Raw genomic sequence first — 12,636 nt, forward strand, 5'->3', positions numbered from 1 at the left:
GGCACCACACTTGAAGTCCGTGACCGATTCCACAGCCATCGCCGCACGCAACGCCGACCGCAACGCCTGGCGGGTAACCCTCGCGTCCCTCGTCGGCACCTCGCTCGAGTCGTACGACTTCTACGTCTTCAGCTACTTCAGCGCTCTGTTCAGTGCGGCAGTGTTCTTCCCCGCCGAGAACAAGGTCGCGGGCACTCTCCTCGCCTTCCTCACCCTCGCGACCTCGTACTTCGTCCGTCCCATCGGCGCGATCGTCTTCGGCCACCTCGGAGACCGCCTCGGTCGCCGCGCGACGCTGATCTGGACGATCGGCATCATGGGCGTCTCGACCGCGCTGATCGGTGTGCTCCCCGGCTACGCCACCATCGGAATCGCCGCGCCGATCCTGCTCGTGGTGCTGCGGATCATCCAGGGCATCTCGCTCGGCGGCGAGTGGGGCGGCTCGATACTGGTCGGTGTCGAGCACTCGACTCAGCGGCGCCGCGGGTTCTATGCCGCGCTCCCCCAGCTCGGCTCGCCGATCGGCACCATCGTCACGGCTGTGCTGTTCCTGGTACTGAGCTTCAACATGTCAGCCGAAACACTGGCCGCCTGGGGCTGGCGCATCCCCTTCCTGCTCGCCCTTCCGCTGCTGGCGGTCTCGCTGTATCTGAGGCTGTCCATCGATGAGACGCCGGTCTTCTCGCACCTGGTGCAGGAGAAACGGCGCACACGGATGCCCGTGCTCGACGTCTTCCGCCTCCAGTCCGTCGCCCTGGTCGTCGCGATCGGCGCCGCGCTGCTCGGCATCGGCTCGTACTCGCTGATGAACACCTACACCATGAGCTACGGCGTCGCGACGCTGCACTTCGACTACACCCAGTTGTTCATCGCCACGACGATCGGCAGCCTGCTGCAGCTTGTAACGATCCCGCTGTTCGGCGTTCTGGCCACCCGCATCGGCTCGGCGCGAGTGGTGTGGATCGGTGCACTCACGACACTGCTCATCGCGTTCCCGATGTACTTCCTGCTTCAGTTCGCGACATTCCCGATCCTCGTCGGCACGATGATCGTCGGCGGCATCTTCCCTACGCTGAGCTGGGCGGGGCTCGGCGGACTGATGGCCGACATCTTCGGTCAGTCCATCCGTTACAGCGCGCTGTCGATCGCGTACGCCGTGGCGGCGGCCCTATCCGGGCTGATCCCCATCCTGACCGAGGCGCTCGGCGCCGCCACGCACAACGCGTGGTGGCACCCTGGCATCGTGCTCGGCATACTGTCGGCGATCACGCTGGCGACGGCACTGGCCGCAGCGTCCATTGCACGCCGCCGCCGGGAAGGACTCGCAGATGCCGAAGACGTGCTCGAGTCCGAGCAGGCAGCAGAGGCGGTGCCGGCGACCGAGTAGCCCGCTTCGCGACCGGCTGCCGGGCCCACGGTAGAATGGCGGAAATCCCACACTCAGGCACCAGTTGACGCGGTGCCGCACATACTGACCACGAAAGATCCGCCATGACCGACGCCGCGAACCACGACGCATCCGCCACGACCGCTTTCGGCAGGATCCCCGACAAGCCGGCGCTCGAGGGTCTCGAGCAGGTGTGGGACGAACGGTGGCGCGCTCAGCGCACCTACCACTTCGACCGGGACGCAGCCCTGGCCGCCGAGCGGTCGGCGATCTACTCCATCGACACGCCGCCGCCCACAGCCTCTGGCTCCCTGCATATCGGGCACGTCTTCAGCTACACGCACACGGACATCGCCGCTCGCTACCACCGCATGCGGGGCAAGCAGGTGTTCTACCCGATGGGCTGGGACGACAACGGGCTGCCCACCGAGCGCCGGGTGCAGAACTACTACGGCGTGCGGTGCGATCCGTCGCTGCCGTACGATCCCGACTTCGTGCCGCCGTATGAGGGCGGCGACAACAAGAGCTCGCGAGCGGCCGACCAGAAGCCCATTTCGCGGCGCAACTTCATCGAGCTGTGCGCAAAGCTCACGGTGGAAGACGAGAAGCATTTCGAAGCGGTATGGCGCAAGCTCGGTCTCTCCGTGGACTGGAACCAGACGTACCGCACGATCGGTGATGAGTCGATGTTCGTCTCGCAGCTCGCGTTCCTGCGCAACGTCGAGCGCGGCGAGGCGTACCAGGCGATGGCTCCCACACTGTGGGATGTGACGTTCCGCAGCGCTGTCGCGCAGGCGGAGCTCGAGGATCGCGACCAACCTGGCGCGTTCCACACGATCTCGTTCCACGGCGAGGCCGGCCCTGTCGTCATCGCCACGACGCGTCCCGAACTCATAGCGGCGTGCGTGGCCCTTGTCGCGCATCCGAGTGACGAGCGCTACAAGCCGCTCTTCGGCAAGACCGTACGCACGCCGGTGTTCGGCGTGGAGGTACCGGTGCTCGCACACCACCTCGCAGAGCCCGACAAGGGAACGGGCATCGCCATGGTCTGCACGTTCGGCGACATCACGGATGTGACGTGGTGGCGCGAACTCGACCTGCCCACTCGCCCGATCATCGGCTTCGACGGCCGCGTGCTCGCCGACCCGCCCGAGGCGATCGCCACGCAGGAGGCGAAGGACGCCTACGCCCAGTTGGCGGGCAAGACCGTGTTCTCGGCCAAGCAGGCAATGGTCGAGCTGCTGAAGGCATCCGGCGATCTCCTGGAGGATCCGAAGCCGATCACACATCCGGTCAAGTTCTACGAGAAGGGCGACCGGCCGCTCGAGATCGTCTCGACCCGCCAGTGGTACCTCACCAACGGCGCGCGCGACGGGAAGCTCTCCGACCGGCTCATCGAGCTCGGCCGCGAGATCGACTGGCACCCCGACTTCATGCGCGTGCGCTACGAGAACTGGATCGGAGGGCTCTCCGGCGACTGGCTCGTGTCGCGACAGCGGTTCTTCGGCGTGCCGATCCCCGTGTGGTACCCGGTAGACGCGGATGGCGAGACAGACTTCGACCACCCGATCCTGCCTGCTCGGGAGCAGCTGCCGGTCGATCCCACGATCGACACCGCCCCCGGGTTCGAGGAGGCGCAGCGTGGCGTGCCGGGCGGATTCGTCGGCGAGGTGGACATCCTCGACACCTGGGCGACGTCATCGCTCACTCCGCAGATCGTGGGGGGCTGGGAACGCGACCCGGAGCTGTTCGAGTCCGTGTTCCCCTACGACCTCCGTCCGCAGGGTCAGGACATCATCCGCACCTGGCTGTTCTCCACCCTCCTGCGTGCTCAGCTCGAGGAGGGCGTCGCGCCGTGGAGGCACGCTGCTCTCTCCGGATTCATCGTCGATCCCGACCGCAAGAAGATGTCGAAGTCCAAGGGCAACGTCGTGACGCCCGCAGACATCCTCGAGAAGCACGGCTCCGATTCGGTGCGCTATTGGGCCGCATCCAGCAAGCTCGGCACCGACTCCGCGTTCGACCCGCAGAATCCGACGCAGATCAAGATCGGGCGGCGCTTGGCCATCAAGGTGCTGAACGCGGCCAAGTTCATCCTTGGCTTCCCGGAGGGCGACGGTGCAGTCACGGAGCCGTTGGACCACAGCATGCTCGCCTGGCTCGCCGACGTGGTCGCCGACGCGACCACAGCGCTCGACGGTTATGACCACGCAAGGGCGCTCGAGGTGAGCGAATCGTTCTTCTGGACGTTCTGCGACGACTACCTGGAACTGGTCAAGGAACGCGCTTACAGCGAGGGCCCTGGCGCCGGCTCGGCGGTGGCCGCCCTCCGGATCGCGCTCTCCACCATGCTCCGGCTGTTCGCCCCGGTCATCCCGTTCGCCACGGAGGAGGCCTGGTCCTGGTTCCAGGCGGGCTCAGTGCACACGACGGAATGGCCCTCCGCCGACGAGGTGCGAGCAGCGGCGGGCGAGTCGACACCGCTCGTACTGAAGGCGACGTCGGGTGTGCTGACGGGCATCCGCGGAGCCAAGACGTCGGCGAAGGCGTCGCAGAAGGCACCGGTCGCCCGTGCCGTCGTCACCGCGCCCGACGACGATCTGCGGGCCATCGAGCAGGCCGCTGCAGACATCCGTGCCGTCGGCCGCATCGCCGAACTCGAGTTCGTTCCGGGCGACGAGCTGACGGTCGAGGTGGAACTCGCGGACGAGTCTGCCGCGTAGAAATGGTCTATCGCGGCAGTGCCGCTCAGAGGCTCAATCGGCTCGACCGAGCAAGTGAACTCGCTCGGCTCTCGCCTCAATTGCCTCTAGGCGCACTGTTCCGCCTGACAATAGGTTGTAGACACGTCTCGCGCGTACCGCGAAGGGCGTGCCCAGAGGGGGATTGAATGGGAATCACGATCCGCGAACCGGCAGAGGGAGACTTCTTCTCCTGGCTCGCCCTTTACGAGGATTACGCTGCGTTCTACGGACGCCAGCTCACCGACCAGGGCGCTCTCCTGGTGTGGAGCTGGCTGACGGATGCCGCGCACAGCGAGCGCGGGCTGGTCGCCGTCGACGACGAAGGCGCCCTGGTCGGCCTCGTGCACTTCCACGACGTGCCGCGTCCCCTGGAGGGCGGCCACGCACTGCACATCGACGACCTCTTCGTGCTCGAGGAGCACAGAGAGCAGGGTTACGGGCGCACGCTCATCGAAGCCGTCGCTTCCCTCGGCGCCGCGTCCGGCATTCGCGTCGTGCAGTGGCTGGCGAAGCCGGAGGACTCGGATGTCCGTGGCTTCTACGACGAGATCGCCGATGCCTCCGAAGAGACCGTCTACCGTCTGCGTCCTCAGGAGTCCTGACCGTGCAACTCGGCACCCGCTGGCCCGTTGGCGGCACCGCGCCGGATCGCCTTCCCTCCGTCGTCGTCTCCGCCGTGCGGGCCGTGGAGGATGAGCTCGAGGCGCTCGACGTCGACGCCTCGACCTGGCGGTGGACGCTGACCTGGCTCGAGGGCAAGCCCGTTGTGGAACTGGATGATGGAACGGTCATCCGCTATCACCCCGAAGAGGACACGGCTACCGTCTCCCAGCCAGACGACGGCGATATCGCCGGTTGACCTCGTCAAACCGCGCGTTGGTTCGACGAGGTCGGCCCACGGCGAGGTCGCAACTCAGGGCAGCAGCTGCCCCCGCAGAGCGGCCGTGCGCACCGCGGCTTGCTCTTCGACCTCCGCCTGACGACGGTAGAGCGCCTGCCGCTCCGCCTCGAGTCGCTCACGCCGCTCGCCCCAGGAGACCAATGCCCTGCCGATCCTGATCGCTGCACGCCCTCGCCCGAATCCGCGAGCGGGAACCGCTCCGATCGTGCTCATGATCCCTGCTCCACTCCCCCGATGATCGGGAACGCATTGAACTGCACCTGCACCGGCCGCGCCCCTGCCGGCACCTCTCGCTCGCGGAAGGCGACGATCGCCTCGTCGAGCACGTCATAGACCTTCGCGGAGAGCTCGGCGAGCTCCTCGGCCGTCATGCGCAGGTTGGACGTCGAGATCGTGCTGGCCTTCAGCCACGTCTCGGAGAACGTGTCGGCCGCCCGCGCCATGAAGTCGTTCAGCGCGTTCTCCTGGTTCCTGCGGAATTCCCTGTTGACGAGGTCGTACGCCTCGCGTCCGGCAGCGGTGTCGCCGAGCTCCGTCGGATCCATCGAGAGCCCGACCGGCGCCCGGCGCCACCAGCGCTCTCTTGCGCTGCCTTTGCCCTCCACCTCGCGAACGAAATCATGCTTGGCAAGCTGCCTCAGGTGATAGCTGGTGGCGCCGCTCGACTCTCCGAGACGTTCTCCCAGGCCACTGGCTGTCAGCGGTCCGAATTTAGACAGCTCGTCGAGGATGCGCACCCGCAACGGGTGGGCCATCACCTTCAGCGCTGCGAGGTCGATGTGGCGATCGGTGCGACGCAGCGGCCGCTCGGAGGTTTCTCCCCCCTCAGCTGCCGAAGTCGCCTCGGCCGGCTCTTCGTCGTTCATGCCACGAGACTACGCGTGCAAAGTATCCTTTGCAAGGATTGCTTTGCATAGTGTCCTTTGCAACCACTTCTTTGGATGCCGAGTTTCGGCCCTAGGCTGGGCACATGACGAACCCGCTCATCAGCGACAGCACGCTTCCGCACGGCCTTCCCCCGTTCGCCGAGATCCGCGACGAGCACTACCTCCCCGCGTTCGAGCAGGCCATGGCCGACCACCGTGCAGAGGTGGCCGCGATAGTGGCCGACCCCGCGGAGCCCACCTTCGAGAACACGTTCGTACCCCTGGAACGCTCCGGCCGTCTCTTGCGCCATGTCTCCGAGGTGTTCTTCAACAAGAGCTCGGCCGACTCGAGCGACGAGATCAGCGCCATCGAGGAGAAACTCGCACCCGACCTCGCCGCACACGAAGACGCGATCCGGCTCGATCCCGCACTCTACGAACGCATCAGTGCCGTGCACGCCCGCCTGAACGAACTGGGCCTGGACGCGGAGTCCCGCTATCTCGTCGAGCGCTACCACGAGGAGTTCACGCTGGCCGGCGCCGGACTCGCGGATGCCGACAAGGAACGTCTCAAGCAACTGAACGCTGAGCTTTCCACGCTCTCGACCCGGTTCGAGAAGAACCTTCTCGCAGACACGAACGACCTCGCTGTGCACGTGGACGATGCGGCGCAGCTCGATGGTCTCTCCCCTGCGGAGCTCTCCGCGGCTGAGCAGGCCGCGCATGAGCGCGAGCTCGACGGGTACCTGATCACGCTGGTACTGCCCACCGGGCACCCGTACCTGGCGCGGCTGACCGACCGTGGTGTGCGCGAGCGCGTGATGCGGGCATCCCGCTCCCGGGGCATTCACGGCGGCGATCACGACACACGCGACCTCGTTCTGCGCATCACTTCGTTGCGCGCCGAACGTGCCCGCCTCCTCGGGTTCGCGAACCACGCAGCCTACGTCACCGCTTCGCAGACGGCGCGCACTCCGGATGCCGTGGCTGGCATGCTGGGCCGCCTCGCCCCGGCCGCAGCCCGGAATGCCGCCGCGGAGAAGAAGGACCTGCGTGCATCCGCCGGTTTCGACATCGAGCCGTGGGACTGGGCGTACTACTCCGAGAAGGTGCGCGCGGCGAAGTACGACGTGGACACCGCCGCGATGCGCCCGTACTTCGAGGCGGAGCGGGTGCTGCGCGACGGCGTGTTCTTCGCCGCGAACCGGCTGTACGGCATTCGTTTCGAGGAACGCGCGGATCTGACCGCGTATCACCCGGATGCCCGTGTGTTCGAGGTCTTCGACGAAGACGGCACGGCGATCGGCCTCTACATCAACGACCTCTACACCAGAGACTCCAAGCGCGGCGGCGCGTGGATGAACGAGCTGGGCGAACGCACGCACCTGCTCGGCGGATCGACCATCGTGGTCAACAACCTCAACGTTCCGAAGCCGGCCGATGGCGAGCCGACGCTCCTGACGTATGACGAGGTGGGCACGCTGTTCCACGAGTTCGGGCACGCGCTGCACGGGCTGTTCGCCGTGACGAAGTATCCGAAGTTCGCCGGCACGAACGTGTTCCGCGACTTCGTCGAGTTCCCCAGCCAGGTCAACGAGATGTGGCTGCTGTGGCCCGACGTGCTCGACAACTACGCACGCCACTACGAGACCGGCGAGCGGATGCCTGCAGAGCTCGTGGAGCGCATCCGCGCCTCAGAGGCGTTCAACCAGGGCTTCGCCACCAGCGAGTACCTTGCTGCGGCGATGCTCGACCAGACCTGGCACCGCATCGACGCCGACGCGAGAGTGGAGTCCGTCGAGGGGTTCGAAGCGGCCGCCCTGAGGGAGGCGGGACTCCACGATCCCGCCGTGCCGCCGCGGTACGCGAGCACGTACTTCGCTCACACGTTCTCGGGCGGCTATGACGCCGGCTACTACTCCTACATCTGGAGCGAGGTGCTCGACGCGGACACCGTCGAGTGGTTCAAGGAGAACGGCGGGCTCTCCCGTGAAGCAGGCGAGCGGTTCCGCCGCCACCTGCTCGGTGTAGGCGGTTCGAAGGATCCGCTGGAGGCGTACCGCGACTTCCGAGGCCGGGATGCCGTTATCGAGCCGCTGCTGCGCCGTCGTGGTCTCGACGCGGCGGGCTGAATTCGCCGAGCCGGTGCGGGACCGTCAGCGTGTCAACGAGAGGACGGTGACGACCACGACGAGGGTGCCGATGATCCCCGTTGTCAGGCCGATGGAGAACCAGCGGAGCCGACCGCCGACTCGTTCCGGAGCGGTTGGCAACCCCGGCATCGCACCGCCGCCGCTCTTCATCGTCACCGGCCCCATCGAGCCCGGGCCGAGTCCATTGCTCATGACTCGACTATATCGAGGCAGGCGCAAAGCGGCCGTATGTCGTCGTGTGACGACTGCGGATGCGCTCGTCAACGCCTGCTGCGTACCCTGAACGAACCGAATCGCGAGACCCACGATTCCTCGACGCAGGGAGCCAAGTCATGTCCGTCCGAGCCGACCAGCACACCGCCGCCTCGTGCGCGTGGGAGCAGGGGGGCATGTGCGCGGACAACCGGCCAGGTCACGGACTGCACGCGGTGCAGCTGCGCCTCGCGGCCGCCACGCCCTCTCAGTGGCAAGACCTGCTCGTGGTCCGCGTCCGTAACGACGGCTGGGTCGAGGCCGCGACGCTGGACGGCTGCCCGGTCTCGCTCTGGAACCACGGCGACCTCACGGACGTGGTGGCCGCGGGCGATCCCGTCGCGCTGCACCCCGTTTACAACGTGCTTTCCGCAGGCGCACGGCGCTTCAACGTGCTCGCCGAGAGCGCGGCCTGAGTTCAGACCGCTTCGGCCTGACGCATCATGTCGAGCATGGCCTGGCATGCCTTCATGCAGGCATCGCACGCCATGGCGCACATGCGGCACGTCTCGCTCATCTCGGAGTGATTTCCGCACTCGTCGGAGCACGCCGAGCACATCGCCATGCACGCCTGCAGCATCGACTCCATCGCGGCCATGTCGAACCCGCTCGGACGCATCATCATACGCATCATCGTGTTGCAGACATCCGCGCAGTCCATGCACATCGACGCGCACTTGATCATGCCATCTGCCATGGCGTTGTCGGCGCACATCGTGCACGCCTGCTCGCACGCCGAACACGCCTCCATGCACTCCTGCATGGTCATCGTGTCCATAGCAGGCATGCCGATCGCATCCATCGACATGTTCTGCATCATTTCGGCCGTCATCTTGGTGTCCATCGGAGCCCCCGTTACGTCATCGTGACGGTTGCGATGCTACGCGCGAGCGGCCTCGACTGCTACGGACTCAGGCGGACTTCTCTTCGCGCCGCGTTCGACGATGCGGAACGATGGTCGGCGCCGCGTTGTCGAGCACGGCCTCGCGAGTCACCACGACGCGGGCTACCTCGTCACTGGAGGGCACCTCGAACATGATCGGTCCGAGCACCTCCTCCATGATCGCCCGCAGGCCGCGAGCTCCGGTCTGGCGCAGCACGGCGAGGTCGGCGATGGCGTCGAGCGCCGCAGAGTCGAACTCGAGCTCCACGCCGTCGAGCTCGAACATGCGCTGGTACTGCTTGACGAGCGCGTTCTTCGGCACGGTCAGAATTTGAATGAGCGCCTCGCGGTCGAGCTGCGTCACCGTCGTCACGACGGGCAGCCGGCCGATGAATTCCGGAATGAGCCCGAACTTGTGCAGGTCTTCCGGCAGCACCTCGCTGAAGAGGTTGACGTCGTCGCCCTTGCTGTGCAGCGGCGCACCGAACCCGATGCCCTTCTTGCCCGCACGGGAGGAGATGATGTCTTCCAATCCTGCGAAGGCGCCGGCGACGATGAACAGCACGTTCGTCGTGTCGATCTGGATGAACTCCTGGTGCGGATGCTTGCGCCCACCCTGCGGAGGAACCGATGCGACGGTGCCCTCCAGGATCTTCAGCAGGGCCTGCTGCACGCCCTCCCCCGACACATCGCGTGTGATCGACGGGTTCTCGGCCTTGCGAGCGATCTTGTCGACCTCGTCGATGTAGATGATCCCGGTCTCGGCGCGTTTGACGTCGTAGTCCGCGGCCTGGATGAGCTTGAGCAGGATGTTCTCGACATCCTCCCCGACGTAGCCCGCCTCGGTCAGCGCTGTTGCGTCGGCGAACGCGAACGGCACGTTGAGCCGCTTCGCGAGCGTCTGCGCGAGGTAGGTCTTGCCGCATCCGGTCGGGCCGATGAGCAGGATGTTCGACTTCGAGATCTCGATGTCGTCACCCACGGACTCGGCCGGCCCGAGCGTCGTCCGCGCCCGGACCCGCTTGTAATGGTTGTAGACCGCGACCGAAAGCGCCTTCTTCGCCGCATCCTGGCCGATGACGTATTCCTCGAGGAAGGCGAAGATCTCCTTCGGCTTGGGAAGGTCGAACTGCCCGGTGTTCTCCTCACCGGACTCCGCCATGCGCTCTTCGATGATCTCGTTGCACAGCTCGACGCACTCGTCGCAGATGTACACGCCAGGGCCCGCGATGAGCTGCTGGACCTGCTTCTGGCTCTTTCCACAGAACGAGCACTTGAGCAGGTCGGCGCTTTCTCCGATGCGAGCCATGGAACCTCCCGATTGGGCTGCTTCGTACGAGCCTAACCTGTGGTGCAGACAATGACCGGTAGGCATCTGTCGGGTGTGGCAATCTCGTGCCCGGGTGCGAAAAGCGGCGGAGGACCGGTCGTCTCCTCCGCCGCCTTCTTGTGTCTTGCGACCTACTTCGCCGTGAGAGCCGGCAGGTTCTTGCGGCTGCTCAGCACCTGGTCGATCAGCCCGTACTCACGGGCCTCCTCGGCCGAAAGGATCTTGTCGCGGTCGATGTCCTTGTTCACCTGTGCGACATCCTTGCCGGTGTGCTGGGCGAGCGTCTCCTCGAGCCAGGTGCGCATGCGCATGATCTCGTTCGCCTGGATCTCGATGTCGGATGCCTGCCCCTGCCCGGCCTCACCGACGGCGGGCTGGTGGATCAGGATGCGTGCGTTCGGCAGCGCGAGGCGCTTGCCGGGCGTGCCTGCGGCAGTGAGCACGGCGGCGGCCGAGGCGGCCTGGCCGAGAACGACCGTCTGGATCTGCGGGCGGATGTATTGCATCGTGTCGTAAATCGCCGTCATGGCAGTGAACGAGCCGCCGGGCGAGTTGATGTACATCACGATGTCGCGGTCCGGGTCCTGGCTCTCCAGTACCAAGAGCTGCGCCATGATGTCGTCGGCCGACGCGTCGTCGACCTGCACGCCGAGGAAGATGATGCGGTCCTCGAAGAGCTTCGCGTACGGGTCTTGCCGCTTGTAGCCGTAGGCGGTGCGCTCCTCGAAGCTGGGCAGGATGTAGCGGGAACTCGGCATCGCGATGCGCGGTCCGCCGGCCAGACCGGAGAAGTTCGGGGTTTCCATTACGTGTGGTGTCCTTCGTCTCGTGCGCGTTCTGCGCCTACTCCTGGGTTCCGCCGCCGCCGACCACGTCGGTCGCCGACTCGCGGATGTGGTCGACGAAGCCGTAGTCGAGCGCCTCCTGGGCGGTGAACCAGCGGTCGCGGTCGCCGTCCGCGTTGATCTGCTCGACTGTCTTGCCGGTCTGGGCCGCAGTGATCTCGGCGAGGCGCTTCTTCATGTCGAGGATGAGCTGCGCCTGCGTCTGGATGTCGCTGGCTGTTCCGCCGAATCCGCCATGCGGCTGATGCAGCAGCACTCGTGCGTTCGGCGTGATGTACCGCTTACCCTTCGTGCCGGCGGTGAGCAGCAGCTGACCCATCGATGCGGCCATGCCGATTCCGACGGTCACGATGTCGTTGGGAACGAACTGCATGGTGTCGTAGATGGCCATGCCAGCAGTGATCGAGCCGCCGGGCGAGTTGATGTACAGGTAGATGTCGCGCTTCGGGTCCTCGGCAGCCAGGAGCAGCAGCTTCGCCGCGATCTCGTTGGCATTGTCATCGCGCACCTCCGAGCCGAGCCAGATGATGCGGTCCTTCAGCAGTCGGTCAAAAACACTGGGTTGCAGTGTCGGTTCGGCCATGAACGTGCTCCCTTTTTCGTACGTGCTCTCGAATCTATCGAAGCGGTCGCGCGGTCACGGCCCTGTTCGCCGTCGGCAGAGCCGATGGCGAACGAGACAAGCAGGGCTCGCCGCAAGCGCAGCCTGCCGTCGGCAGAGCCGATGGCGAACGAGACAAGCAGGGCTCGCCGCAAGCGCAGCTTGCCGTCGGCAGAGCCGATGGCGGACGAAGCGTCAGATAGCGATCTCTCTCGCGTACGCGGTGACGGACTTCGTGTACAGCGGAAGGTGTGGTGCGAGCGCGCCGAGCGCGATCGATGATGCACGCCGGGCTTCGCCGCTGCTCACGAGAGCGAGCGCATAGAACGCGGCGACGGCGTCCCGGTAGGGAGAAGTGGGGTGATTCGCGTGCTCGTCACCGAGCATCCACACCGCTTCGTGCACTCGTCCCAGGTTGCGCAGGGTGCTGGCGAGCTGGATGACGGCGCGCACCCGGTGATCGTCGTCGAGCCCCAACTGCAGCGCGCGCCGGTAGAGCGGTTCGGCCTCTTCCTCCTGTCCGGCGGAGTCCCGCGCTCCTGCCCTGTGGAAGAGCGCGACGGCGTTGTCGCCCCAGACCGCGGCCAGCCGGTCGATGCGCTCGATGCGTTCGATGTCGCTCAGTTCTTCGTCGGCCCACACGGCGTCGAACTGCTGGTCCCAGTCGGTCATGG

At 66.1% G+C, this 12,636-nt stretch carries 14 protein-coding genes; 6 read left to right on the forward strand and 8 right to left on the reverse strand.

What is annotated here, in order from left to right; genetic code table 11:
* Positions 1-19 precede the first annotated feature (19 nt).
* The 4 genes from ACYVII_RS01315 (at position 20) to ACYVII_RS01330 (ending at position 4,990) form a co-directional block, all read left to right on the forward strand.
* Positions 20-1,387: an MFS transporter gene (locus tag ACYVII_RS01315; RefSeq protein WP_460529780.1), complete on the forward strand. Its 1,368-nt coding sequence runs from the start codon at positions 20-22 to the stop codon at positions 1,385-1,387.
* 104 nt (positions 1,388-1,491) lie between these two features.
* Positions 1,492-4,110 (forward strand): valine--tRNA ligase, encoded by a 2,619-nt coding sequence (valS, locus tag ACYVII_RS01320; protein WP_460529783.1) that lies wholly within the window; start codon positions 1,492-1,494, stop codon positions 4,108-4,110.
* 167 nt (positions 4,111-4,277) lie between these two features.
* Positions 4,278-4,733, forward strand: a complete 456-nt coding sequence (locus ACYVII_RS01325) for a GNAT family N-acetyltransferase (protein WP_460529786.1) — start codon at positions 4,278-4,280, stop codon at positions 4,731-4,733.
* 2 nt (positions 4,734-4,735) lie between these two features.
* Positions 4,736-4,990 (forward strand): hypothetical protein, encoded by a 255-nt coding sequence (locus tag ACYVII_RS01330; RefSeq protein WP_460529789.1) that lies wholly within the window; start codon positions 4,736-4,738, stop codon positions 4,988-4,990.
* A 54-nt stretch (positions 4,991-5,044) separates the two neighbouring features.
* On the opposite strand, the gene ACYVII_RS01335 is transcribed toward ACYVII_RS01330, so the two are convergent.
* Together ACYVII_RS01335 and ACYVII_RS01340 are read right to left on the reverse strand one after the other, a co-directional pair.
* Positions 5,045-5,245: a hypothetical protein gene (locus tag ACYVII_RS01335; protein ID WP_460529792.1), complete on the reverse strand. Its 201-nt coding sequence runs from the start codon at positions 5,243-5,245 to the stop codon at positions 5,045-5,047.
* Positions 5,242-5,898 carry a helix-turn-helix domain-containing protein gene (locus ACYVII_RS01340; protein ID WP_460529795.1) on the reverse strand — a complete coding sequence of 219 codons (657 nt, stop codon included), beginning with the start codon at positions 5,896-5,898 and terminating at the stop codon, positions 5,242-5,244. Before ACYVII_RS01340 ends, ACYVII_RS01335 begins: the two co-directional genes overlap by 4 nt.
* Positions 5,899-6,002: 104 nt before the next feature.
* On the opposite strand from ACYVII_RS01340, the gene ACYVII_RS01345 reads away from it, so the two are divergent.
* On the forward strand, positions 6,003-8,030 hold the full coding sequence (locus ACYVII_RS01345) for a M3 family metallopeptidase (protein ID WP_460529798.1): 2,028 nt from the start codon (positions 6,003-6,005) through the stop codon (positions 8,028-8,030).
* A gap of 24 nt (positions 8,031-8,054) precedes the next feature.
* Here the strand turns inward: ACYVII_RS01345 and ACYVII_RS01350 are convergent, their stop codons facing one another.
* On the reverse strand, positions 8,055-8,243 hold the full coding sequence (locus ACYVII_RS01350) for a hypothetical protein (RefSeq protein ID WP_460529801.1): 189 nt from the start codon (positions 8,241-8,243) through the stop codon (positions 8,055-8,057).
* 140 nt (positions 8,244-8,383) lie between these two features.
* On the opposite strand from ACYVII_RS01350, the gene ACYVII_RS01355 reads away from it, so the two are divergent.
* Positions 8,384-8,719: a hypothetical protein gene (locus ACYVII_RS01355; protein ID WP_460529804.1), complete on the forward strand. Its 336-nt coding sequence runs from the start codon at positions 8,384-8,386 to the stop codon at positions 8,717-8,719.
* Between the two features lie 2 nt (positions 8,720-8,721).
* On the opposite strand, the gene ACYVII_RS01360 is transcribed toward ACYVII_RS01355, so the two are convergent.
* The 5 genes from ACYVII_RS01360 to ACYVII_RS01380 form a co-directional block, all read right to left on the reverse strand.
* Positions 8,722-9,135: a four-helix bundle copper-binding protein gene (locus ACYVII_RS01360; RefSeq protein WP_460529807.1), complete on the reverse strand. Its 414-nt coding sequence runs from the start codon at positions 9,133-9,135 to the stop codon at positions 8,722-8,724.
* A 79-nt stretch (positions 9,136-9,214) separates the two neighbouring features.
* Positions 9,215-10,495, reverse strand: a complete 1,281-nt coding sequence (gene clpX, locus ACYVII_RS01365; protein WP_460529810.1) for an ATP-dependent Clp protease ATP-binding subunit ClpX — start codon at positions 10,493-10,495, stop codon at positions 9,215-9,217.
* A gap of 152 nt (positions 10,496-10,647) precedes the next feature.
* The gene (locus tag ACYVII_RS01370) at positions 10,648-11,322 is read right to left on the reverse strand and encodes an ATP-dependent Clp protease proteolytic subunit (RefSeq protein ID WP_460529813.1); all 675 of its coding nucleotides are present in this window, start codon (positions 11,320-11,322) and stop codon (positions 10,648-10,650) included.
* Positions 11,323-11,359: 37 nt separating this feature from the next.
* The gene (locus tag ACYVII_RS01375; protein WP_440294764.1) at positions 11,360-11,944 is read right to left on the reverse strand and encodes an ATP-dependent Clp protease proteolytic subunit; all 585 of its coding nucleotides are present in this window, start codon (positions 11,942-11,944) and stop codon (positions 11,360-11,362) included.
* Positions 11,945-12,157: 213 nt separating this feature from the next.
* Entirely contained in the window at positions 12,158-12,634 is a 477-nt protein-coding gene (locus ACYVII_RS01380) for a tetratricopeptide repeat protein (protein ID WP_460529816.1), read from the reverse strand.
* Between the last annotated feature and the right edge of the window lie 2 nt (positions 12,635-12,636).

It is taken from the genome of Humibacter ginsengiterrae (assembly GCF_054780115.1).

Excerpts from the sequence above, each read along its gene's own strand:
- ACYVII_RS01355 (WP_460529804.1), top strand. The coding sequence starts at position 8,384 with ATGTCCGTCCGAGCCGACCAGCACACCGCCGCCTCGTGCGCGTGGGAG.
- clpX (WP_460529810.1), bottom strand. The coding sequence starts at position 10,495 with ATGGCTCGCATCGGAGAAAGCGCCGACCTGCTCAAGTGCTCGTTCTGT.
- ACYVII_RS01375 (WP_440294764.1), bottom strand. The coding sequence starts at position 11,944 with ATGGCCGAACCGACACTGCAACCCAGTGTTTTTGACCGACTGCTGAAG.
- ACYVII_RS01370 (WP_460529813.1), bottom strand. The coding sequence starts at position 11,322 with ATGGAAACCCCGAACTTCTCCGGTCTGGCCGGCGGACCGCGCATCGCG.
- ACYVII_RS01345 (WP_460529798.1), top strand. The coding sequence starts at position 6,003 with ATGACGAACCCGCTCATCAGCGACAGCACGCTTCCGCACGGCCTTCCC.
- ACYVII_RS01340 (WP_460529795.1), bottom strand. The coding sequence starts at position 5,898 with ATGAACGACGAAGAGCCGGCCGAGGCGACTTCGGCAGCTGAGGGGGGA.
- ACYVII_RS01325 (WP_460529786.1), top strand. The coding sequence starts at position 4,278 with ATGGGAATCACGATCCGCGAACCGGCAGAGGGAGACTTCTTCTCCTGG.
- ACYVII_RS01360 (WP_460529807.1), bottom strand. The coding sequence starts at position 9,135 with ATGACGGCCGAAATGATGCAGAACATGTCGATGGATGCGATCGGCATG.
- ACYVII_RS01380 (WP_460529816.1), bottom strand. The coding sequence starts at position 12,634 with ATGACCGACTGGGACCAGCAGTTCGACGCCGTGTGGGCCGACGAAGAA.
- valS (WP_460529783.1), top strand. The coding sequence starts at position 1,492 with ATGACCGACGCCGCGAACCACGACGCATCCGCCACGACCGCTTTCGGC.
- ACYVII_RS01335 (WP_460529792.1), bottom strand. The coding sequence starts at position 5,245 with ATGAGCACGATCGGAGCGGTTCCCGCTCGCGGATTCGGGCGAGGGCGT.
- ACYVII_RS01350 (WP_460529801.1), bottom strand. The coding sequence starts at position 8,243 with ATGAGCAATGGACTCGGCCCGGGCTCGATGGGGCCGGTGACGATGAAG.